The 22,389-nt window shown below is 39.4% G+C and carries 22 protein-coding genes; 17 read left to right on the top strand and 5 right to left on the bottom strand.

The window, feature by feature from the left end:
* Positions 1-127 precede the first annotated feature (127 nt).
* The 11 genes from NO346_RS01015 (at position 128) to rplS (ending at position 10,710) form a co-directional block, all read left to right on the top strand.
* Entirely contained in the window at positions 128-646 is a 519-nt protein-coding gene (locus tag NO346_RS01015) for a GspH/FimT family pseudopilin (protein WP_256413934.1), read from the top strand.
* On the top strand, positions 643-1,185 hold the full coding sequence (gene pilV, locus NO346_RS01010; protein WP_256413932.1) for a type IV pilus modification protein PilV: 543 nt from the start codon (positions 643-645) through the stop codon (positions 1,183-1,185). The genes NO346_RS01015 and pilV overlap by 4 nt, the downstream gene beginning before the upstream one ends.
* Positions 1,186-2,196 (top strand): PilW family protein, encoded by a 1,011-nt coding sequence (locus NO346_RS01005; protein WP_256413931.1) that lies wholly within the window; start codon positions 1,186-1,188, stop codon positions 2,194-2,196.
* A complete protein-coding gene (locus NO346_RS01000) occupies positions 2,193-3,026 on the top strand; it encodes a PilX N-terminal domain-containing pilus assembly protein (RefSeq protein ID WP_256413930.1) in 834 nt (277 codons plus the stop codon). Before NO346_RS01005 ends, NO346_RS01000 begins: the two co-directional genes overlap by 4 nt.
* Before the next feature lie 18 nt (positions 3,027-3,044).
* Positions 3,045-7,244, top strand: coding sequence for a PilC/PilY family type IV pilus protein (locus NO346_RS00995; RefSeq protein ID WP_256413929.1), 4,200 nt, complete (start codon positions 3,045-3,047; stop codon positions 7,242-7,244).
* Positions 7,232-7,819 carry a type IV pilin protein gene (locus NO346_RS00990; RefSeq protein ID WP_371924472.1) on the top strand — a complete coding sequence of 196 codons (588 nt, stop codon included), beginning with the start codon at positions 7,232-7,234 and terminating at the stop codon, positions 7,817-7,819. Before NO346_RS00995 ends, NO346_RS00990 begins: the two co-directional genes overlap by 13 nt.
* On the top strand, positions 7,819-8,277 hold the full coding sequence (locus NO346_RS00985; protein WP_087547360.1) for a type IV pilin protein: 459 nt from the start codon (positions 7,819-7,821) through the stop codon (positions 8,275-8,277). Before NO346_RS00990 ends, NO346_RS00985 begins: the two co-directional genes overlap by 1 nt.
* A 256-nt stretch (positions 8,278-8,533) precedes the next feature.
* Complete coding sequence (rpsP, locus tag NO346_RS00980; RefSeq protein WP_087544231.1) at positions 8,534-8,791, top strand: 30S ribosomal protein S16; 258 nt, start codon at positions 8,534-8,536, stop codon at positions 8,789-8,791.
* Between the two features lie 16 nt (positions 8,792-8,807).
* Positions 8,808-9,356 carry a ribosome maturation factor RimM gene (rimM, locus tag NO346_RS00975; RefSeq protein ID WP_005156501.1) on the top strand — a complete coding sequence of 183 codons (549 nt, stop codon included), beginning with the start codon at positions 8,808-8,810 and terminating at the stop codon, positions 9,354-9,356.
* Positions 9,357-9,401: 45 nt separating this feature from the next.
* Entirely contained in the window at positions 9,402-10,142 is a 741-nt protein-coding gene (gene trmD, locus NO346_RS00970; RefSeq protein WP_256413927.1) for a tRNA (guanosine(37)-N1)-methyltransferase TrmD, read from the top strand.
* A 196-nt stretch (positions 10,143-10,338) separates the two neighbouring features.
* Positions 10,339-10,710, top strand: a complete 372-nt coding sequence (gene rplS, locus NO346_RS00965; protein WP_004660214.1) for a 50S ribosomal protein L19 — start codon at positions 10,339-10,341, stop codon at positions 10,708-10,710.
* A gap of 59 nt (positions 10,711-10,769) precedes the next feature.
* Here the strand turns inward: rplS and NO346_RS00960 are convergent, their stop codons facing one another.
* Positions 10,770-11,741, bottom strand: a complete 972-nt coding sequence (locus NO346_RS00960) for a triacylglycerol lipase (protein ID WP_256413926.1) — start codon at positions 11,739-11,741, stop codon at positions 10,770-10,772.
* A 105-nt stretch (positions 11,742-11,846) separates the two neighbouring features.
* Positions 11,847-12,890 (bottom strand): lipase secretion chaperone, encoded by a 1,044-nt coding sequence (locus NO346_RS00955; RefSeq protein WP_256413925.1) that lies wholly within the window; start codon positions 12,888-12,890, stop codon positions 11,847-11,849.
* 137 nt (positions 12,891-13,027) lie between these two features.
* Here NO346_RS00955 and truB point away from each other — a divergent pair, with 137 nt between their 5' ends.
* From truB to NO346_RS00940, 3 genes are all read left to right on the top strand, one after another.
* Positions 13,028-13,921 (top strand): tRNA pseudouridine(55) synthase TruB, encoded by an 894-nt coding sequence (gene truB / locus NO346_RS00950; protein WP_256413924.1) that lies wholly within the window; start codon positions 13,028-13,030, stop codon positions 13,919-13,921.
* A gap of 11 nt (positions 13,922-13,932) precedes the next feature.
* Entirely contained in the window at positions 13,933-14,703 is a 771-nt protein-coding gene (locus tag NO346_RS00945) for a TSUP family transporter (protein WP_256413922.1), read from the top strand.
* A 150-nt stretch (positions 14,704-14,853) separates the two neighbouring features.
* Positions 14,854-15,312 (top strand): hemerythrin domain-containing protein, encoded by a 459-nt coding sequence (locus tag NO346_RS00940; RefSeq protein ID WP_256413920.1) that lies wholly within the window; start codon positions 14,854-14,856, stop codon positions 15,310-15,312.
* A gap of 25 nt (positions 15,313-15,337) precedes the next feature.
* Here the strand turns inward: NO346_RS00940 and NO346_RS00935 are convergent, their stop codons facing one another.
* From NO346_RS00935 to serA, 3 genes are all read right to left on the bottom strand, one after another.
* Positions 15,338-16,204: a DMT family transporter gene (locus NO346_RS00935; protein ID WP_256413919.1), complete on the bottom strand. Its 867-nt coding sequence runs from the start codon at positions 16,202-16,204 to the stop codon at positions 15,338-15,340.
* 91 nt (positions 16,205-16,295) lie between these two features.
* Positions 16,296-17,165 (bottom strand): DMT family transporter, encoded by an 870-nt coding sequence (locus NO346_RS00930; protein ID WP_256413918.1) that lies wholly within the window; start codon positions 17,163-17,165, stop codon positions 16,296-16,298.
* Positions 17,166-17,270: 105 nt separating this feature from the next.
* Positions 17,271-18,503, bottom strand: coding sequence for a phosphoglycerate dehydrogenase (gene serA / locus NO346_RS00925; RefSeq protein WP_004909533.1), 1,233 nt, complete (start codon positions 18,501-18,503; stop codon positions 17,271-17,273).
* A 356-nt stretch (positions 18,504-18,859) separates the two neighbouring features.
* On the opposite strand from serA, the gene NO346_RS00920 reads away from it, so the two are divergent.
* The 3 genes from NO346_RS00920 (at position 18,860) to NO346_RS00910 (ending at position 22,352) form a co-directional block, all read left to right on the top strand.
* Complete coding sequence (locus NO346_RS00920) at positions 18,860-20,269, top strand: FAD-binding oxidoreductase (protein ID WP_039047078.1); 1,410 nt, start codon at positions 18,860-18,862, stop codon at positions 20,267-20,269.
* Positions 20,270-20,710: 441 nt separating this feature from the next.
* The gene (locus tag NO346_RS00915; RefSeq protein ID WP_004282344.1) at positions 20,711-21,412 is read left to right on the top strand and encodes an IS1 family transposase; all 702 of its coding nucleotides are present in this window, start codon (positions 20,711-20,713) and stop codon (positions 21,410-21,412) included.
* 142 nt (positions 21,413-21,554) lie between these two features.
* Complete coding sequence (locus tag NO346_RS00910) at positions 21,555-22,352, top strand: DNA polymerase beta superfamily protein (RefSeq protein ID WP_256413915.1); 798 nt, start codon at positions 21,555-21,557, stop codon at positions 22,350-22,352.
* Positions 22,353-22,389 lie beyond the last annotated feature (37 nt).

Raw genomic sequence — 22,389 nt, 5'->3', positions numbered from 1 at the left:
ATGTGAACTAGAAACGGATAGGGTACAGCCTATCCGTTTTTTTTGGGTGCTTATCTGCTTTGTATTGGTTCTGTAAAAATACAATTTAATATAGAGTAAGGGAATTTGGATAACTAGGTGTAAAGCGATGGGGAACAATCGAGGATTCACTTTGATAGAGTTGATTGTAACACTGTCAATAATATCTATTATTGTTATGATCGCTATGCCTTCTTTTGGAGATATGTTGACGCGACAAAAACTTGATGCATCTTCGCGTGATTTTATGGCTACATTGAGTCAAGCTAGATCTCAGGCGACAGTCTTAAGATCAACTGTTGCAGTTTGCCCAAATAAGTTGGCTTCTGATCCAGATTTTAATAAAGATAAATGTGCACAAGCTGCAATACCAGCTTATACGGCTACTAGTCCAGCTTTAACTACAACCCAAAAGCAGGATATTTTAAATAATCGTGTTTTTTCAGTTGATATTGATTCAAAAGTAGCTGTTGAATCGACGAGTGATTCTTTTATTTTGTTTAATGCTACGGGTAGTGTGGCTGCTGTCAAAACGTTTAGGCTTTGCGCTTCTGCAAATAAGCGAACGATAACAATAACTCGTTTAGGCAGCGTGACACAGGCAAAAAATACGGGTGTATGTGTATGATAAATATAAAAAATCAACAGGGTGTTGGTCTTGTGGAGGTTTTGGTTGCTTTGTTATTACTTGCTGTAGGTGTGTTGGGATACAGTATCTTGCAATTTAGAGCCATAGATGCATCGAGTGAAGCTTTAACTCGTTCCCAAGGGGTTTTGGTTTTACGAAGTCTTGCTGAGGGTATTCGAGTAAATTCTGCTGGACAAGCGAACTACCCAGCGGCCGTACGTAATTATACGAATATAACAGCTTTACCTACAGCTCCTACAACCACATGTTTTAATCCTGTGACAGTTTGTACGCCAGCGCAAGCGGCGACATATGATGCCTATTTTGCTGCAAAAACTGCATTTGAATTAGGGATGAATATTACAATGACTGCTTGCCCAGGTACAGCTGGGGCACCAGTTCAGAGACAATGTCTTTTTGCTGCTTGGGGGGATACGGTGTTGAGTGTAAGTGGTACAACTGCTGATATTAGTCAATGTATGTCTGCAACTGGTGTATATGTAAGTAATTCTAAATGTTTAATGATGGAGGCATATTAAATGACTAGTCTTCGTCAAAAGTATAAAATCTCCAATCAATATCAAAAAGGTTTTACCTTAATAGAATTGATGGTTGCATTAGTTTTGGGCCTATTGGTTTCTGCAGCCGCAGTGCAATTGTTTACAGGTAGTATTTTATCAACGCGTATGCAACAAGCGAATGATGAGTTGCAGAATAGTGGTATTTTTGGTTTAGATTATATTGTCCGTGATATTCGTTTAGCAAATTATGAAAATATTAATAACCCAGAATTGAATGAGCAAACACCTTGGGGGGGAATTGTTCTAACAGCTAATAATGGGGTCTTAACCAACACTAATCTTCCGATTCCTGCAGCAGCACCTTTTATTGCTCAAGGTCTGTTGAGTCATAGTGTGGGTCTAAATGAAGCTGTGAGCACTACCCAAAACCAATGGCAAGGATTATCAAATGTGGATGTGCAAAGTGATCAGTTAACGATTCAATTTGTAGCTCCGAATGATATGGTTAACTGTGAGGGGGGTATAGTTCAAGCTCGTGATTATGTCATTCAACGTTACTTTATCCGACGAGATCCCGCAACCGCAACATCTGGTACTGATTTTGGTTTAGCTTGCGATGCCAATACCCCTACACCTGTCGGCACAGCGGCTGTTTCTACTCCAACAAATCTAACTGGCTTTGGTGATGCAGGTGAAATGATTATTCCTCGTGTTGATCACTTTACAGTTCAGTTAGGTGCGCGCACTCCAACAGGAAATCTAGCTTACTATACAATTAATCAATATCGTCAACTTGCTGCAAATGCTAGAGCTGCAACTCCTGCTACGATTCCCCCAAGAATCGTTTCGGTTAAATTTGCTGTGTTAGTTCGATCTTTGGATGATACAAAAAATGCATCTATTGATCTCACTAAAAAAATAGATATTTTGAATCAAAGTGTTGAATTGACAGATAAAAATACAAAATATGCCCGTCGTGTATACACTACAACGGTAGCGCTTCGAAATGCTTTAGGGGAAAGAATATGAAAATAGCTTATCGCCAAGGACAAAGAGGAGCTACTTTAATTGTAGTTTTAATTTTATTGTTACTGATTACGATTCTAGGGATTCTGGCAATCCGTACGGCAATTACTTCTCTAAATATCGCAACTAATAGCCAAATTGGTCAGTTATTAGTACAAACGGGTGATGCACCTACAAACCAATTTATAAATGTTTCAACTTATGAAGCATTAAAAAAAGCGGATGTCGTCATCGGAGCAGCAATTTTGGAACATAAAAGTGCGCCAGGTAAAGAATTTATTTTTTGCTACAGACCTACATCGGCGCAACAAATGGGAGCTGCTTTAGATGCAACTGTATTGGTTCCTCCAGCACAGACTGATCCTGCTAATACCAAAGCAACAATTGATTCTACTCAGTCTAATCGTAGTGGTTTTTGTGATTTAGAAAAGGATTTTGGAAGTGCTCGGTCAGCAGTGGTAACACAAGTTGCTGTTCGTATACCAACAGATGCCGCAAATGCGGCTATAGGAGCTTATTTAGATCGTAACTCTGATTTGAGTGAAAACTCACTTGTAAAAAATAGTAAGGCTTCTGATTCACGTGTACGCATCACAATTACATCAATCCTTCCAAGTTACTCAACACAGGATTTGTCTGTAGTGCAGGAAGACTGTATTGGATCAGCGACATCCGTAGGATATATCAATGACAATCTTGATGAGGCAGTTGCAGGTAAAAAAACGATGGCCGAGTGTTTATCTGGGTATGGTATTCCTGTAAATACGCAAGTACAAGAATTAGTTCTACGTGAACGTGAGCAGCAAATAAGTGCTCCAGTACCAACCCCATAATGAAAATGGAGAATGATGATGAAAAAATTAAAAAATAGGTTGAATTCTCAAAATCAAACTCATCATATTCAATATGGTGTGTCATTTGCTTGGGCATTTACTGGAACGATGTTGGTTGCTTCTTCAGTTGCGCAAGCTACCGATATGCAAATTTATGCCGTACCCACTGCAGGTAAAAAAACCATTGTCATGATGTTGGATACTTCTGGTTCGATGGGTTATACCCTTAGTTCTGGGTATAGTTTGTATGACGATTATGGTCTAACAAGTAGTAATTGTAGTGTAACTTCGTCCACGAGTTCAACAACACCATCTTATACGCGTTATTATTGTTCAATATCTGCAAGTACGGCCAGCGCGAAGGTCAAAGATACCGCTTCAGGCTGTGAGGCACAACCTTTAGGTGCGACAGGAGCATCAATTACAGGCTATCGTTGTTATGATCGTTTGAGTCGTCTCAAAGATGGTATGTTTGCTTTTTTAGATAGTAATAATCCAACATTAAATAATGTGCGTGTAGGTCTCGGGCATTTTTCAGCCTATAACTCAGGGACTACAACCGGAGATGGTTCATCAGGTGAAATTTTAGTACCTGCTAAGGCGCTTGGAGCTGTTGGCTCTACCCAACGTGTAGCATTAAAAACTGCGGTTGCAGGTCTGGTTGCAAGTAAAGGTACGCCATCTGCCCATGCGTTTGCAGAAGCCGCAGCTTATTTGATGGGGACATCGACATATACTGAAAATAGAGTGTACCGTGACATTGCTGTAGAAAAACAAAGGTTGGTCAGAAAATATGTCACGACTTTGGTATCTGGAAAATATAATTATACTTATACATACACTGTATCGAATTGTACGGCTTGGAATACTACTGTGTTTGGTAGTACTAATACACAAACATGTTCAAATTGGGTCGCTAACTCACCCACAACAGGTACAAGTAAAGGTAGTACAAGTTCTTCTAGCCCATTGTGGACATCTCAACCAACATTTACATATGATTCGACCAATCCGAGCTCAGTCAGTAATAACCCTGGAAACAACACTAATCAAACGATTATTTTTAGGGTAAATGAATCTCAACTCTATCAAATCAATGCGGATGCGAATAGTGGGGTTCCGAAGTCAAAAAGTAGAGATACAACGTCGAATCCAGATATTGTAATGGATCGAACGGCGGCTGATATTGATGTGGCATATAAATCCCCATTGCCTGATACTGCTGATCGAGTATCTTGTGATGGTCAAGGGGTCTATTTCTTGTCAGATGGTGCTGCAAACAGTTCTAGCACAGCAGAAGCTACGCAAGTAATGTCAAAAGCATTAGGTAATAGCGGGACTGGTTTTAGTTGTAGTGGTGGACTAAGCAATACAGGTAGTGACTCAGCTTGGGATTGTATGGGGGAATTCGCTAAGAAGTTATATGACAGTACAAAAAACCCAGCAGGTGTATCTATTCAGACAGCTTTTGTTGGTTTTGGTTCAGTCATGAATAACTTAACAGCAACTAGCGGTGCAGAAGATGCTAGAAATGCCTGCAAAATCAGTTCTCGGACACAAGCTGATCGTACTGGTAATGATGCTTGTTCACCTGGTCAAGGAACTTATGCTCTTACTAGTCCTGGTTATGGTAATGGTGGCTTTTTCCCAACCCAAAGTTCAAGCGGAGTGACAGACAGTGTTATTGCGTTTATTAATAACTTAGGTTCGGCACCATTGGAGCCATTAACGACAGGTGCAATTTCAGTTCCAATCGATGATTTGGATCCATCAGGTTTACAACCTTATGGTTATTTACGTGCGCTGGAACCTAACCCGCAAAGTAATAAAGTGATTTGGGCTGGTAATCTTAAAAAGTATAAAGTTGCTTTAACCGGTACAAATGTAGGTGCATTCACTTCAGTCAATGGAACTACACTTGTTTATAAAAATGATGGCGGTTTTAATACAAATACAAAAGATAATTGGAACAATGCGAGTGTCTATCAGAATACGAGTTATGATGATGGCGGGATTGTTAATTTAGGTGGAGCATACTCTCGTGTACCTATGCCTATTCTAGGTCAAAATCAGGATTTGAATAAAAAGCCAAAAGAATATGCATTAACTGCGACTCCAAATGCTTTAAGAACTTTATTTACAGATGTTGCTGTAACTGGTGGTAGTACATTAACAGGAGCAAGTAACGGTGCAAGTTTATTGCGAATTCCTGAAGGAATCGTACCTACTACAAATGTTGGTTCATATGTTTTGGGTAAATTTTCTACTCAACTTGGTTTAAAAGATTTTCCACTCTTTATCAAGCAAAAACTTTTGAATTATCTTGGGTATAGTGTTCCTTTAGATGAAACTGCTACAGCTTTACCAACGTCATTAATTACACCAAATGCTCCGAATTTAGCGATGGGTGGAAGTATTCACTCATATCCAATTCAATTAACTTATTCAGGTACGTTAGATTCAACAGGTAAACTGACAAGTACACGAAGCCAATCTGTTTTGTATGGAACGATGGATGGTGGTCTTCATCTTGTTGACGGTGAAACGGGTGTTGAACAGATGGTTTTTGTTCCAGCTGAGTTGTTAAGAAGTACATTGTCATCAAAAGCTTTGGTGAAAGGACAAGATGATACGAATGCACCTGTACATGGTGTAGATGCTGCATGGGTTGCTGATGCTGCCTATACAACGCAGAAAGCAGCATCTGCTACCGATAGTAGTCTAGTTAAAGCCCGTCAAATGAATGTATATGGTGGGCTACGAATGGGTGGTAGTAGCTATTATGGATTAGATGTTTTAGACCCTAAAGCACCGAAATTTCTATTCCGCGTTGGTGCTGACCAATCTAATTATTCACGCATGGGGCAATCTTGGTCTAAGCCTGTTTTGGCAAACATTCGATATAACAATCAGATTAAACGAGTGATGATCGTTGGCGGTGGATATGATCAATGCTACGAAAACCCAAAATTTGAATTTGGTAAAGTATTATCTTACACGAACGTAAACGGTGTAAATGTACCGACGGATTACCCAGATGCTTCTTGTGATAATCGTACTGAAGCAAAAGGGAATGCGATTTACATTATTGATGCTAAAACTGGTGCTCGCTTGTGGTGGACCAGTAGTTCATCTGGTGCTGATGTGACAAATGCCGATATGAAACACAGTATTGTTAGTCGTATTAGTGTTATTGATCGGGATGCAGATGGTTTAGCCGATCATTTATATTTTGGTGATTTAGGTGGTCAAGTTTTCCGTGTAGATCTTAATAATGCTTCAGGTACATCAAGTGCAAATTTAGGTAAGCGAGTTGTTCGTTTAGCAAATCTCGCAACGACAACAACTGGAACTGCCTTAACTAATGGCACAAATCCTCGTTTTTATGAAGCACCAACTTTAACAATTCATGACCAAGGTGCTACAACCTTTATTTTGGTTGGCATCGCTTCGGGAAATCGAAGCACTCCACTAGATGTTTATCCATTGATCGGTCGTGATGGGATGTTGCCTAAAACAGCATTGACAGATCGATTGGTAAATAATGTATACGGTCTTATTGATCGTGATTTCATCAAGAGTAATTTAATCAGCGGATCGCCAACACTATTAACACAAAATAAGACACTTGCTAATTTACAAAAGAATCCTCAAACATTGACAGGAAATATTCCAGCGGTCTTTATTGGTGCAACAGCAACAAAAGACGGTTGGTATCGTTCCCTTTCAAGTAAAAGTGATGGAACAGAAGTGTCTACTACTACTGGGTTTAGACGGATTGCTGGTGGTATGAAAGCCTTTGAAGAGCCAATAGCAATTACTGGAAATCTTATTATTCCTGTTTACGATCCTCAAGGAACTGGTATTGCTCCACAGAATCCTTGTTTACCAAGGGTAGTTGGTGAGACTGATCGTCAACTATATGGTTTACCATTTGGCGTATATTTAAAAGCAGATGGAACTCCAGATACTGGTACAGGGGGGATGGAGAATAACTCTGGATTACAAACAACAACGCTAAATTGTCCGGATAATGCCACCGAGTGTAACTCTAATGTAATTGGTACAGGTATTCGTGGTGTTGCCTTAGTTCCAAAAACTAATACTGGATCTTCTTGTGCGGGTAAAACGATTTCAGCACCAATAAAAGGTGTTGGTGAATGGGGATGCAGTGCAATTATTAACCCTACTCGGTGGTATGAAAAATGGGTGAAATAATTAAACACATGAAATCAATTGGAGACGTCGCGCTCTTTCAGCGTGACTCCTCCAAGAGTCGAAGAGTGAATGGATTCACTCTAATCGAACTGATGCTAGTATTAGTTTTGATTGCAATTTTTATGGTTATTGCTATTCCTAGCTATCAAGAGTATGTAAGGCGAGCAGATGCATCTGCTGTTCAGCAAGAAATGCAGAAAATTGCTGAACAATTAGCTAGACATAAAGCAAAAAATTTTACTTATCGTGGTTTTGATCCTGCATATATCTATGGTGCCACAGGTCCTATGACATCAGTTATATTGCCTCAGGGGGCAACAGGAATGGCAATCAAATATACAATTACGATTCGTGATGCAGATGATTCAACTAAGTTATTGACTGCAGTTGATGGGAGTTCACCGCCTAAACCAACTGTTCGTGGTAGAAACTGGGCGATGAAAGCAGAGACTTCTGATGTTAAAAATTACAATTTTCTAATGACTAGTAGTGGTATGAAATGTAAAAACAAAACAAAAGCGAATGTTAGCTATGCTGATTGTGGAACTACTGTAACTGGCAAAGAGGATTGGTAATGATAAGCCAACGCGCTTTTACTTTAATTGAATTAATAATAGTTGTGACTGTTATTGCGATTTTACTTGCTATCGCATACCCATCTTATACAGCTTATCAAATTCGCACGCAGCGGGTAAATGCCCAAACTGAGATGTTAGATATTGCAAGAAATTTATCTAACTATAAGTTAGCTAACTATAATTATGCAGGGCGTACAGTTTCTAATATCTTTGGTAGATCAACAATACCTTTGGGTAAGCCGTTGTATGATATTGTACTTACAGATGTAAATGGCAATCCATTAACTGCCTCAAATGCAAATGTAAGAACTTGGTTATTAGTTGCAACACCTAAAAGTGGGACAAATCAATTTGGTAATGGCGTTATCTGTTTAAATGATCAAGGACAGAGGTTTTGGGCAAAAGGGGCATCTGCATGTATTCTTTCGCCAACTTCAAATTGGGACGGACGTTAATTGATTCCTTTCCAGTCCCAAAAGCAAGCTTAACTAGCTTGCTTTTTTATTTAGTAGTTTTCATGATTTAGTTAAAGTAGCCTATCACCTTAATTATTGGTAATGATTCCTACAAATTCAAAACTGTGGATAACTTTTAATTTAGTCTTTCTTTCAGAGCAAATATAACGTAGAATAATGCCCTCTATGAAAGGGGTTTGAAGTGCTGCCGATGGTCGGCGCAGGGATAATCCGTAAAAATTATAAGGTTGTTCTCATGGTTGTTATTCGTTTAGCGCGCGGTGGTGCAAAAAAACGCCCATTCTATCAAATCGTTGTGACTGATAGCCGTAACGCACGTGACGGTCGTTTCATCGAACGTATTGGTTTCTTTAACCCAACTGCACAAGGTAAAGCTGAAAAAGTTCGTTTAGATGCTGACCGTTTTGCACACTGGATTTCTCAAGGTGCTCAACCTTCAGAACGTGTTGCTTCTTTAGCTGCTCAAGCTAAAAAAGCTGCAACTACTGCATAATTGTAGTAGGTAGCCCATGACATCAACACAGAATGTGCCAGAAGATCGTATTCAGATTGGACAGTTACGTTCAGCTTATGGATTGAATGGGTGGCTCTGGGTTTACTCCAATACTGAACCTATGAGCAATATGTTTGACTACCTTCCTTGGTATATTGAGACCAAGGCAGGTTGGCAAACCATAGATGTAAAACGTTGGAAACCACATGGCAAAGGCTTGGTTGTTGCATTAAAAGGCGTGAATGATCGCACAGGTGCAGAAAACTTAGTTGGTGCAAATATCTGGATTGCCAAATCACAGCTTCCTAAAGCAGATGTAGACGAGTACTACTGGTCTGATCTTAAAGGTCTAACAGTGTTAGGTCTTGATGATGAAGAACAAGAAGTGAATCTCGGTCAAATCTACGAACTGTTTGAAACTGGTGCTAATGATGTCATGGTCGTGAAAGCGACACCTGATAGTATTGATGCTGAAGAGCGAATGATTCCTTGGCATAAAGATGTGGTACAACGCGTTGATCTTGAAGCTGGTCGTATTTACGTCAATTGGGGCGTAGACTACTAATCCTTTTTGGAATAGTAGCGCAGCAGGAAAATAAAGGAGTCTGCGGTGTTTTTTGCAGTCATCACATTATTTCCTGAAATGTTTGAAGCGATTACAGCGCACGGAATTAGCGGGCGTGCAGCAAAGCGTGACATCGTGCAAGTGACTTGCATTAACCCACGAGATTTTGCAGAGGGCAACTACAAACGAGTGGATGAACGTCCCTTCGGTGGTGGTCCTGGTATGGTGATGATGGCTGAGCCTTTGGCAAAAGCAATTAACCATGCCAAACAACTTGCAACACAAGCAGGCTGTGTTCATGCCCCAGTGGTGTATATGTCACCGCAAGGCAAAACCTTAAATGAACAGGCAGTACAACAATTCGTTGATTATGATGGTTTGATTGTATTGTGTGGGCGTTATGAAGGAGTTGATGAGCGTTTAATCCAGCATTATGTTGATCAAGAATGGTCAATTGGGGATTACGTTTTATCGGGTGGTGAACTGCCAGCGATGGTGCTGCTTGATAGTATTATTCGTCGATTGCCGAATGTCATGTCTGACGAGCAATCTGCGATCCAAGATTCTTTTGTGGATGGTTTACTGGATTGTCCACAATATACCAAGCCAGACCATTTCGAAGGGTTGGATGTGCCTGAGGTACTGAAATCAGGACATCATGCCAATATTGCGAAATGGCGTTTTTTACAGCGTTATCAACGAACTTTAGATCGTCGACCAGAGTTGGTGGAAAAAGTTGAGTTGACTAAACAGCAAAAAAAATGGCTTAAAAATTCGCAAGACTAAACTGTTAGAAGTTTGTGTTTGCAACAGACGAGAAGCTTTGCTTCGAGTTACTACTTAAACTGAGTTTAAGTTGAAAATAGGCTCTTTAGGGTAATTTTGCTTTAAAGGGAAAGTTAAACGAGCGATATGCGTTTTAGCCTCTATCCTCAGCGGTGTAAGAGACCTCTTCTCTCCCGCACATATTGGAGATTCCACAATGAGTGGTAAACATCCTTTAGTTCAAGCTGTTGAAAATGCACAGTTAAAAACTGATATCCCTGCTTTTGCTCCTGGTGACACTGTTATCGTTCAAGTTAAAGTAAAAGAGGGTGACCGTGAGCGTCTTCAAGCATTTGAAGGTGTTGTAATCGCGAAGAAAAACCGTGGTTTAAACTCTGCTTTCACAGTTCGTAAAATCTCTAGCGGTGTTGGTGTTGAGCGTGTTTTCCAAACTCACTCTCCAATCGTTGCTAAAATCGAAGTGAAACGTCGTGGTGACGTTCGTCGTGCTAAACTTTACTACCTACGCGAGTTGTCTGGTAAAGCTGCACGTATTCGTGAAAAGTTACCAGCTCGTAAACAAGGTTAATTTTAACTTTGTTGTAAAGCAAAAAAATGCGCCAATTGGCGCATTTTTTTATGTCTGCTCTATAGTCCTTGTAATTTTAGTCGATTGGCATGTTGACGATAAATATCAATTGGATCAGGTGCAAACAGTGATTTCAAACCTAAAACCTGATTCACTTCATCTGCATGATTCCAAGGGAGATTATCTCTAATTGTACGTCCAAACTTAGCGCTACAACGGCTTACCATACCATCATTATCTCCTTTAATATCGACAATTAGGCTCGTACCTGCAAATAGGGGATCAAGAGGGTCAAGAATGTTTGTGACGGCTTGAGTCCCTGAGAATGAATACATATATATTCCTTTCTCTTGATAATTACCTTCGCCACATGTTGTAGTTGGTACGCCCATTGGGAATCGTGTATTGAATTGGGTTGAACCTTCTACTGAAATACTACGTCCAGCGGCTAAAGCATCGTGAGGATAGCTTTTTGGATTAAGTCCTTGTGACCATGTAATCGCTCCTGAGAAAAAGTTCACGACGGCAGAGCCAGCTGTACCTAAGACAGTACCATCTACATTCATAATCAAACTGGCAACGGGTGAGCCTTTATGGGTTCCGCTTACACTGGTTAATGAGGCAACTTTATTTGGCATAATGCCAGCCACGTAACGGATCGTTGGACCGCCTTGGCTATGACCAATTAAATTAACTTTAGGTTGTCCAGTGATCGCAATAATTTCTTCAACTTGCTGCGCGAGTTGTTCACCACGAATTTCATTTGAGTTAAATGGAGAAAGTCGTGTCGCCCAGACATTTGCACCATTACGAGCAAGGTCAGGTAGGATTTGATGCCAGTAATCAACGCCTAGAGGATCACTTCCTACACGTGAAAAACCTGCGACACCATGTACAAAGACCATCGGATATTTGGTTTTTGCATAAGTAGAGGAGGCCGTACCTGTAACTTGTGTTGCGTTTGATGCGTAGCTTGTTGATACGCTCATTGCTATCATAGATAGTGCAAGACAGCGGATTAGTTTTTGCATGATATTTCTCTCGATTTTTGTTTTCATCAGGGTCTTGATGTTCTTGCGAACTGACATTGCATCCTTGCTAAATCGCATTATTTCAATGTCTTGTATTACGTGTTCCTAGTTGCTAAAAGGTAAGGTTCCTCCTTGGTCATGAACCGTTTCAAATGTTTGTATACGTTGCTGTTCCTGTGGAGACTGGAACTGTTGTTGTTTGAGTTGTTGAATGGCTTGATCTTTGGCTGAAGTGCTCATATTGCTATCTACAATGGTTTTACGCTCATCAAGATAGGCTTGAACTCGCTGTTTCCAATCAGATCGTTGTTGATCGAGTTGCTCTAAACGCTGAGTAGCAGCCTCTCCAACTAAACTGACCCGCATATCCCGAAGTTCCTGCGCTGAACCATTTCTGGCCTTGATTTGTGCAGTTAAGGAGTGCAAATCATCAAGTTTGGATAAATCCTTGAGATTGTCTTGCCAATCTTGAGGAAGCTGCTCAAAACGTTGTTGTAGTTGTTTTGCTTTCGCTGATGCATCTAATCCGTTATTTTCTAGAATTTTCATGCGATCAAGGGTGTATTGTTGATAGATATCCTCTGATCCAAACAGTCCCTCAATTTCGGTATTTGAAAAAAAACGCTGCTTTAAATCATGCATCGAATTAAAAACAGTCTGGAAATATTGATAGCTTTCTTGAGCAGGCTGTTGCACCTGTAACTTACTCAGCTCTTTGCGATAATCTACATAGCGTGACCACAAGGCTAAAATCTGCTGCTGCTCCGATGCCTGAAAACCCTTGGCAATATAGCGCTGAAAACTCTGACGGATTTCATCAATATTCCGTTCGCCATATTGGGAAATAAAATACTCAAAACAATTCCGCGTGTGTTCATTCACAATTAAATGCTGAGCGCTATTGAATTGTAATTTGCAGTCAATCTCAGTATCCATTTGGCTGGTGCTATTAAAAGAAGTATCGAGTTGATTGATATTCTTTGGACTCTTATGCAGCTGTGATGGATTACTGTTGTTGCTATATTCATCAGTTGAATCAAGTGATTGCTGAGACTGATTTGGATATAACCAATACAATACACTCAGCGTGACTGCTGAAATGATCAATAAGCTACATAATAATGCTATTTTTTTTCCATTTTTATTCATTAAGCATAATCCATTTGCTTTTAATTTCGGAAACGAATATAAATTTATCATAAATGTTGTTTTTTTGAGCGTTTAATTTTTAAAAATCCGATGAATAGTTTTGATAAAATACCGTTTTATACTTTGACTTTTCATTTATGAAAAAAAGTTCTTATCGCCATCTGAGTGGTGTTTTTTTGCTTAATAAGCCCTTGGGTTTAAGTTCTAATTCGGCATTGCAAAAAGTACGTCGACTTTTTAATGCACAGAAAGCAGGACATACAGGTGCTTTAGATCCGCTTGCAACAGGTTTATTACCGATTTGCTTAGGGGAGGCAACCAAGTTTTCGCATTATTTATTGGATTCTACCAAGCGTTATCAAACAACAGTAAAACTTGGACAAACAACTGCTACGGGTGATGTTGAAGGGGAAATTCTTCAACAAAGAGATGTGCTCGCATTAACTGAAGCTAATATTGAACAGGTTCTAGAACAGTTTCGTGGTGATATCAAGCAAGTGCCACCGATGTATTCGGCACTGAAGCGAGAAGGTCGCCCTTTGTATGAGTTAGCGCGCCAAGGAATTGAAATTGAGCGTGAAGCGCGTCCAGTCACTATTTATGAACTCAAGCTTTTAAGTTTTACCGAAGACAGTTTGACCTTAGACGTGACGTGTTCTAAAGGAACTTATATCCGAGTGTTAGGTGAAGATATTGGTGAAGCTTTGGGCTGCGGTGGACATTTAACAAAATTACATCGTACTCAAACGGGTCATTTTGAAATTAATCCAAGTTATACCATCGAATATTTAGAAGGGCTTACTCAGGAACAGCGGGATGCATTATTGTTGCCTGTTTATGCACCTGTTGAGCATTTTCCACGGGTTCAATTACCCGAAGGGCGTGAAAAATATTTTGGTAATGGTCAAGAAAGTAATATTGAGCACGAAGCTGCTGCTGAAGTATTGGTATTCTATGGTGAGCGTTGTTTAGGCTTAGCTGAAATTACAGATAAAAAGCGTCTTGTGCCAAAACGTTTGTTGAATTTATAGAGTTAGTGTTGATGGAATGGGAGCTGATTCTGAGTTTGGTGTTCTTTGCATTCTGTGCGGGAACCATTGATGCGGCAGTTGGTGGTGGTGGGTTAATTCAGATTCCAGCATTAATGGGTGCATTACCACAAACGGCTCCTGCAACATTATTTGGAACAAATAAACTTGCCTCTATTTTTGGAACGGGTTCAGCAGCTTTTTCATTTGTACGTCGAGTAAAGTTGCAGTGGTCATTATTATGGGTGATCGCAATTTTTGCTTTTGTCAGTGCGTATGTAGGTGCAGCCTGCGTTTCATTGGTGCCTACTCATATATTAAGACCGATTGTCTTAGTCATGCTGATTGTGATTGCGATTTATACCTTTATGAAAAAGCAATTTGGGCAAGTACATGTTGATCAACACATCACACCAAAATTGTTATTTTTTGCCGCATTGGGTAGTTTAGCGATTGGTTTCTATGATGGAATCTTTGGTCCTGGTACAGGTAGCTTCTTTATCTTCTTTTTTATTCGCTTTCTTGAAGTCGATTTTTTACATGCTTCTGCATTATCCAAGATTGGCAATTTTATGACTAATCTGGCAGCACTGAGCTTCTTTATTCCCGCAGGGCATATCTTCTTTCAGCTTGGTTTTATGATGGCGGCTGCCAATATTGCAGGTTCATTATTAGGTGTACGTTTGGCTTTGAAATACGGTAGTGGTTTTATTCGTATTTTATTTTTGATTTTGGTCAGTATTTTAATTTGTCGGTTGGCTTATCAAATCTTTGTTGCAGTTTAATCTATAAAAATAAACTTTCCATACAAAAACCTACGCAAACATCGCTGTTTAAAAAAGTATCATTTTTTAATATGAAAGCTCAGCCAAACAGATCAACTAGATAAGAATTGAAGTAAGTGTTGATTATGCTAGCCATCGCAGAGGTAAAGAATGAATATATTTGAGGCACTCAGAGAAAGCCACGAACAACAACGTAACTTAGCTGAACGATTAATTCAGACCAGCGGACATACTCAAGAAAGGGAAGATTTATTTAAACAGCTTAAGAATGAACTCTATGCGCATTCAGTTGCCGAAGACCGTTATTTATATATTCCTCTAATGTTTGATGATGTGGGTTTAGACATTACCCGCCATGCTTTATCTGAGCATCATGAAATGGATGAACTGGTTGAAAAATTAGAAGAAACTGATATGAGTAACCCGAGTTGGTTAGCGACAGCAAAACAATTAAGTGAAAAAGTCCATCATCATTTAAAGGAAGAGGAACATAAATTTTTCCAACAGGCTGGAAAAATATTAGAGGATGATGAAAAGGAAAAACTAGGTAAAAAATATCTTACTGAATATCAGAAATATAAAAATGCAGATAGCTCATTTTCGTTATAACGAAAATGAGCAGAAAGGAGTGCTCTTACTGTGTTTGAGATTTTTCACCACGTAAGGTCACTCCAATCGATGCAATCATAATACATGCAAGTGCGATCCACTGGATGAAGCTAATTTGTTCATGCAGCAACACGAGTCCTGCTAAAGCAGCAAGCGCAGGTGCAAGGCTTGAAAGCGTACCATAGCTGAGTTTACTTAAACGTTTTAGTGCCATGAGATCGAGTGCATAAGGAATAGCTGTAGCTAGAATTGCTATGACTAAAGCTTTACCCCAATATTGAGTGTCGAGTAGAGCAGGTGCATTACTCCACAGACCAAAGGGAAGTAAGGTCAGGGCAGATAAACCAATTGCGATGGTTAAGGCATGTATCCCAATATTCTGTTGTACAACTCGATGTCCGAAATAAATATAAAATGCCCAAAATAGTCCAGCACCTAAAGCACACGCCGCACCAAGATAAGAAAAATGCTCGGTATTTGCATCATGCCAAGGCACCATCAGTACAATTCCTAAGACGGCAAAAGCTACCCAGATGTAATCACTACGCTGCTTAATGGAAAGTAAAGCTAAACCAAGAGGGCCGATGAATTCTAAACCGACCGCAATGCCTTGAGGGAGCTTCCCTAAAGAGCTATAAAACAAGATATTCATACAGCCCAAAGAAGCGCTATATAGCAGTAAATCTCGCCATTTTAGGTATTTTAGTTTAGCGATCACTTTCCATGAACGGAACATGATGGCAACTAGAATAGTCGCAAAACACAGGCGTAATATTGTGACTGTAAGCGGATCAAGTGTTGCAATCAGTTGTTTAGCAAATGAAGCACTGATTTGATAAGCCACCATGGAAAGAACCATGTATAGCACAGCGACCAACTGAATATTTTTCATGGGAGATCTACAAAATCAAAGTAAACAGACCTAAAAATAGGCGCGATGACTATATGCTATGAAAACGACATTATGGTCATACGGTGACATTTTATTGAGCCTCTTTCTGTTGTCTAGCATGTTGAGTGGTAAAAGTACAACCGATCGATGCAGCTATAATCGTTGCTAAAGCCAGCCATTGATTCCAAAGCAAAGTTTCACCCAAAAAGATGAAGCCTGAGAGTGCTGCTACGGCAGGTTCTAAGCTCATCAAAGTACCAAAGCTGAGTGGGGTTAAACTGCGTAATGCAATCATTTCTAGCGTAAAAGGTAAGGCGCTGGCTAATATCGCAAGGCCAATAAAATAATATAAATTCGGCAGTTCAAACACTCGATCGATGACACCAGCAGCGAGTGCGAAGGGCAATAAACACAGCATACCAATACTCATGCCTAAACAAACCGTATGATTACCTGAAATACCTGATGGTTTTTGACCTGCGATAATGTATAGCGCCCAACATGCACCCGCGGCCACAGCGAAAAATACACCGACTAAATCTAAATGTTGTTGTGCTTGTTGTAGAGGAAATAGCAATACCAAACCCAGAATGGCGCAACCCACCCAAATAAAATCATAGCGCTGTCGTGCATGAAATAGTGCAACACTTAAAGGGCCGATAAACTCAAAGGCAACCGCTAAGCCCAAAGGTAAACGCTCCAGTGATAAATAAAAGAGGGCGTTCATTCCTGCTAGTGCCATACCGTAGCTGAGTATGGCTTTCCAACGAACAGCTTTAAAATTGATGGTCCAAATTTTAAAAATAATTGCCAAAATGATCGCACCAAAACATAGGCGCATTGCGGATACGGTCAATACTGGAAAACTTTGAAATAAAATTTTGGCTAAAGAACCGCTACCTTGTACACATAACATGGCGATCATTAAGAGGAGGAGAGCGTGCACAGGTGTTTTTAGCATTGGGACACTTATTATTAGAACAATTGGTTTAATATTCACATAATAATTCAATCACCAATAAAAAAGCCACAGCAAGTGCCGTGGCTTTTGAGTGAATTGTCTAAATTAGAACAATACACGTACTCGGATTGTACCTTCTACATTATGTAGAGTATCCAAAGCTTCTTGAGATGCAGAAGCATCAACATCCATTACCAAGTAACCGATATCACCTTTAGTCATTAAAGATTGACCAGAGATGTTGATTCCTTGTTCAGCGAACAATGTATTGATCTTAGACAATACACCAGGAACGTTTTTGTGGATGTGAAGTAAACGATGTTGACCATCAGAAAGTGGTAATGCGATTTCTGGGAAGTTCACCGCAGAAAGTGTCATACCTTTATCTGAATACGCAACGAATTTTTCAGCAACTTCTAAACCGATGTTTGCTTGCGCTTCCATCGTAGAACCACCCACGTGCGGTGTTAAAATCACGTTGTCTAAGCCGCGAAGTGGAGATTGAAATTCTTCACCATTTGCTTTTGGCTCTTTCGGGAATACGTCTACTGCAGCACCAGCGATGTGACCAGATTTAATCGCATCAGCTAAATCTTCGATAATTACACATGTACCACGTGCAGCATTAATGAAGATTGAACCAGGCTTCATTTTCGCAAACTGTTCTTTCTTGAAGAAGTTACGCGTAGAAGGAACATCAGGAACGTGTAAAGAAACCACATCAGCAGTTTCTAAAAGCTCATCCAAAGAACCGACTTGGCGTGCATTACCTAACGGTAATTTAGTTACCGCATCATAATAGCAAACTTTCATACCTAAGCTTTCAGCTAAAACTGAAAGTTGAGAGCCGATAGAACCGTAACCTACGATACCTAATGTTTTACCACGAGTTTCGTATGAACCAACAGCCGATTTGTTCCAACCACCTGCATGCGTATCTTTTGATTTTTCAGGTACACGACGAAGTAATAAAATTGCTTCAGCAAGAACCAATTCTGCTACAGAACGCGTATTCGAATACGGTGCGTTGAAAACAGGAATACCACGAGACATTGCTGCTTTTAAATCAACTTGGTTAGTACCAATACAGAAACAACCAACCGCAATCAATTTATTCGCTGCTTCAAAGATTTCTTCAGTCAATTGAGTACGCGAACGAATACCAATAAAGTGCGCATCTTTGATCGCTTCTTTCAAAGCTTCGCCTTCAAGCGCAGTTTTGTGGTAATCGATGTTGGTATAACCCGCAGCGTTTAATGTATCGATGGCATTTTGATGCACACCTTCAAGCAAAAGGAAACGGATTTTGTCTTTAGGTAGTGATAGATGTTGGCTCATTACGGCTCCGCTACAAAGGCCAAAATTTAGTTGCGGTATCATAGCATAGAGCTTTGTGTTATAGATATTTCGTTTAAAATTAGCTCAGCATAATTGTTGAGATTTTTTCAGTTTCGAATGAATTTTAGTTCATATACACATTTTGTTATGACGAGATGTTTATCCTGTGCTTTATCCCTCGCTTGCTTACATGTAAAATAAAGGAATACGAAGCTCGAACTCGTTGTGTAGACAGTTTGATAGTTCGCTAGCGTTTCTATATTTTGGATGTTTTGAATCCTTTGTTTTCAAGCTCTTGAAATACACTCAGGATCATCCAGAAGTCCTATATCTCTTTCTTACTAGGCCTGAAAACGATGAATGCTCCAGTCGCTTTAACACCCGAGTTATTGACCCTCTTAACGGCAATCGTGGGTGAAAACCGTATTAAAACTGATGCCGATAGCTTGGAAAATTGGGGACGAGATCATACTAAGCACTTTGATCCGAACCCATCAGTCATCGTTTTTCCATCAAGCACTGAACAAGTTCAAGAGATTGTAAAACTGGCGAACCGTTTTAAAGTGGCAATCACGCCATCAGGTGGTCGCACAGGTTTATCTGCTGGTGCGGTAGCGAACAATGGCGAGATCGTGATTAGCTTTGACAAGATGAATCAAATCTTGGAATTCTTGCCAGCGGATCGTATGGTTCGTGTCCAAGCAGGTGTCGTGACTGAGCAGTTGCAGAATTTTGCAGAAGAACAAGGGATGTATTATCCGGTGGACTTCGCTTCAGCAGGTTCTAGTCAAATTGGTGGAAACATTGGTACTAATGCGGGCGGTATTAAAGTCATCAAATATGGTATGACGCGTAACTGGGTGCTTGGTTTGACGGTTGTGACGGGTAAAGGTGACATTTTACGTTTGAACAAAGGCATGATTAAAAATGCCACAGGTTATGCCTTACAGCATTTATTTATCGGTGGTGAAGGTACATTAGGTCTCATTACTGAAGCTGAGATTAAGCTTGAGCGTCAACCACAAAACCTACAAGTCATGGTATTGGGTACGCCTGACTTTGAAGCGGTGATGCCTGTATTACATGCTTTCCAAAAAGAAATCGACTTAACCGCATTCGAATTCTTTGGTGAAGTGGCAATGCAAAAAGTGTTGGATCGTGGTCATGTGCAACGTCCATTTGAAACAACTTGCCCATTCTATGTATTACTTGAATTTGAAGCGCCGTATGAGCCGATTATGGACAAAGCAATGCAGATTTTTGAGCATTGTATGGAACAAGGTTGGGTGATTGATGGTGTAATGAGTCAAAGCTTAGAACAAGCACAGAGCTTATGGCGTTTACGTGAAGATATTTCAGAGTCAATTGCGCCGTATATTCCTTATAAGAATGATATTTCAGTGTTAATTTCGCATGTCCCTGCGTTTATCTCAGAAATTGATGCGATCGTTTCACAAAACTATCCAGACTTTGAAATCTGCTGGTTCGGTCATATTGGTGACGGTAACTTGCACTTAAATATTTTAAAACCTGAAAACTTAACTAAAGACGAATTCTTTGCGAAGTGTCAGGTAGTGAATAAATACGTGTTTGAGACTGTGAAAAAATATGATGGTTCGATCTCTGCCGAACATGGTGTCGGTATGACTAAGAAGCCATATTTGGAATATTCACGTTCACCTGAAGAAATTGAATATATGAAAGCTTTGAAGTTGGCATTTGATCCGAATGGGATTATGAACCCAGGAAAATTATTTGATCTTTAATGCTTGATTAAATAAAAGAATTTCTGCTAAAAGCGTATCGAAAGATGCGCTTTTTTTATAAAACCAATATGAAAATTCAAGCTTATATTTATCTAGAGAGTGATCAAGTATATGGAGACTATATTGATCATTTTTATAATGAACATAATATAAAGTGTATGCGTATTATGTTGAGAGTAAAAATTGGAAATTTATTTTACTCCGGTTCATTTATATTCAAAGACTTCTCTTCATGGATATTAGGAGAGCTTATTCATTGTGAGATAAATTTTCTTTGTTATGAGGGAGAATTAAATTTCTTTAAGAATTACGAGCTCCATAACTTAAAAAATGAACGGATAGGACTTATCTATTTTACTGATGTGTTATAGGTTAACTTAGCGGTGGTGTATCAAAAAGTATGCTAAAAAAAAGCAGGTTGAATTTTGATAAAATAGAGAAATGCAAATAACTCTAGAAATCAAATGTCCAACCTGCCTCAGTGACAGTATAAAGAAAAATGGCATCAAAGTAGATGGGAAACAGAACTACCAATGCAAAGACTGCAAACGTCAGTTTATTGGTGACCATGCTCTGAGCTATCTAGGATGTAATTCTGGCATTACTCGTAAAATATTACAGTTAATGGTCAGAGGCAGCGGTATACGAGATATCGCTGAAGTTGAGCGCATTAGTATCGGTAAAGTCTTACGGACTTTAACTGAATCGGCCTATCAAATTCAGCCTAAACAAAGTCATTATGAATCTCTCGAAGTAGATGAATTCTGGACTTTTGTTGGAAATAAAAATAATAAACAATGGCTTATTTACGCTTACCATCGAGAAACAGGTGAGATTGTTGCTTATGTTTGGGGTAAGAGAGATTTAGCTACAGTCCAAAGGTTGAAGACAAAGCTTAAACAATTAGGTATTCACTACACCCGAATTGCAAGTGATCATTGGGACAGTTTCATCACTGCTTTTAAAAACTGCAAGCAAAGTATTGGTAAGTTTTTTACTGTAGGAATTGAAGGTAATAATTGCAAAATAAGGCATCGAATAAGGCGTGGTTTTAGAAGAAGTTGTAATTTCTCCAAAAAGCTTGAAAACCATTTTAAAGCCTTCGACTTAACCTTCTTTTACATCAATAATGGCTTCATTTAATGTCAGCATACTTTTTAAAACACCACCAACTTAGCTAGTAAATTAAAAATGCTATTTTTTATTAGATAAATTAAGAGTAGAGAATCAAATTAACAGGTTACAAATAATAAAATTCTCGTTTAATCGAATCTTAGAGGGAAATATGAACATCCATCACGAAATCGAAAAACTATTCGAACAACGCCAAGATATTCCACTATTTTATATTGAAAGTGGGAGTCGTCTATGGGGTATGGCTAGCCCTGACAGTGACTATGATGTGCGTGGCTTCCATTTGCCGAGCAAAGATCAATATTTTGACTATAAAAAATACCGTGATTTGATTGAGATCATGGATGGGGATTTCGATTTCGTTTCATATGATCTCGATAAAATGTTTGGCTTATTGGCAAAAAGTAACCCAACAGTTTTGGAATGGGTGCGAGCGCATATTGTTTATTTTAATGCCTTTCCAGAATGGCAAACCTTTCGCGATGGACTGATTGAGCGAGTCGACTATAGTGCCTTGTATCACCACTACCTATCACTGGCAAAAGGTGGCATGAAAGTAATGCAAACTGCGGATAATTTTACTTATAAGAAAGTATTTTATTCAATTCGTGGTTTGATGTCGGCAGAGTTAGCTACCCAAAAAGTCATGCCTGAATTATTGATTACCGATTTATTTGCGCAAGTCTCTGAGCACGATCCATTACGTCATTGGGCAGAGGATTATTTAGAAATTAAAAAACAGCAGAAAGAAAAAGCCCAACTTCCTGAAGTGGAACAAGCCGCGATTCTGAATTTATTGGAAATCAAAATTGAGCAATTAGCCACTAAAGAAATGCAAAAAGCTGATCGTCGAGAGGGCTTAGAGTGTTATTTAACTGAATATAGTCGCCATTTAAAACAATATTATTATTATAGGACTTACGCATTGACAGATTCAAAAAAGTATTAAAATGCTTTATAAAGTATCTGTGATCAGACGAATTAAA

Origin of the sequence: Acinetobacter sp. 5862, assembly GCF_024494585.1 — a bacterium.
GTDB lineage: Bacteria > Pseudomonadota > Gammaproteobacteria > Pseudomonadales > Moraxellaceae > Acinetobacter.
The sequence above is the reverse complement of the archived record's forward strand: the minus strand, read 5'-3'. Positions and strand labels throughout refer to the sequence as shown.

Excerpts from the sequence above, each read along its gene's own strand:
- NO346_RS00935 (WP_256413919.1), bottom strand. The coding sequence starts at position 16,204 with ATGAAAAATATTCAGTTGGTCGCTGTGCTATACATGGTTCTTTCCATG.
- NO346_RS01015 (WP_256413934.1), top strand. The coding sequence starts at position 128 with ATGGGGAACAATCGAGGATTCACTTTGATAGAGTTGATTGTAACACTG.
- NO346_RS00930 (WP_256413918.1), bottom strand. The coding sequence starts at position 17,165 with ATGCTAAAAACACCTGTGCACGCTCTCCTCCTCTTAATGATCGCCATG.
- NO346_RS01005 (WP_256413931.1), top strand. The coding sequence starts at position 1,186 with ATGACTAGTCTTCGTCAAAAGTATAAAATCTCCAATCAATATCAAAAA.
- rpsP (WP_087544231.1), top strand. The coding sequence starts at position 8,534 with ATGGTTGTTATTCGTTTAGCGCGCGGTGGTGCAAAAAAACGCCCATTC.
- NO346_RS00915 (WP_004282344.1), top strand. The coding sequence starts at position 20,711 with ATGCAAATAACTCTAGAAATCAAATGTCCAACCTGCCTCAGTGACAGT.
- rimM (WP_005156501.1), top strand. The coding sequence starts at position 8,808 with ATGACATCAACACAGAATGTGCCAGAAGATCGTATTCAGATTGGACAG.
- NO346_RS00960 (WP_256413926.1), bottom strand. The coding sequence starts at position 11,741 with ATGCAAAAACTAATCCGCTGTCTTGCACTATCTATGATAGCAATGAGC.
- NO346_RS00955 (WP_256413925.1), bottom strand. The coding sequence starts at position 12,890 with ATGAATAAAAATGGAAAAAAAATAGCATTATTATGTAGCTTATTGATC.
- truB (WP_256413924.1), top strand. The coding sequence starts at position 13,028 with ATGAAAAAAAGTTCTTATCGCCATCTGAGTGGTGTTTTTTTGCTTAAT.
- pilV (WP_256413932.1), top strand. The coding sequence starts at position 643 with ATGATAAATATAAAAAATCAACAGGGTGTTGGTCTTGTGGAGGTTTTG.
- rplS (WP_004660214.1), top strand. The coding sequence starts at position 10,339 with ATGAGTGGTAAACATCCTTTAGTTCAAGCTGTTGAAAATGCACAGTTA.
- NO346_RS00985 (WP_087547360.1), top strand. The coding sequence starts at position 7,819 with ATGATAAGCCAACGCGCTTTTACTTTAATTGAATTAATAATAGTTGTG.
- NO346_RS00945 (WP_256413922.1), top strand. The coding sequence starts at position 13,933 with ATGGAATGGGAGCTGATTCTGAGTTTGGTGTTCTTTGCATTCTGTGCG.
- NO346_RS00940 (WP_256413920.1), top strand. The coding sequence starts at position 14,854 with ATGAATATATTTGAGGCACTCAGAGAAAGCCACGAACAACAACGTAAC.
- NO346_RS01000 (WP_256413930.1), top strand. The coding sequence starts at position 2,193 with ATGAAAATAGCTTATCGCCAAGGACAAAGAGGAGCTACTTTAATTGTA.
- NO346_RS00920 (WP_039047078.1), top strand. The coding sequence starts at position 18,860 with ATGAATGCTCCAGTCGCTTTAACACCCGAGTTATTGACCCTCTTAACG.
- NO346_RS00995 (WP_256413929.1), top strand. The coding sequence starts at position 3,045 with ATGAAAAAATTAAAAAATAGGTTGAATTCTCAAAATCAAACTCATCAT.
- NO346_RS00990 (WP_371924472.1), top strand. The coding sequence starts at position 7,232 with ATGGGTGAAATAATTAAACACATGAAATCAATTGGAGACGTCGCGCTC.
- NO346_RS00910 (WP_256413915.1), top strand. The coding sequence starts at position 21,555 with ATGAACATCCATCACGAAATCGAAAAACTATTCGAACAACGCCAAGAT.
- serA (WP_004909533.1), bottom strand. The coding sequence starts at position 18,503 with ATGAGCCAACATCTATCACTACCTAAAGACAAAATCCGTTTCCTTTTG.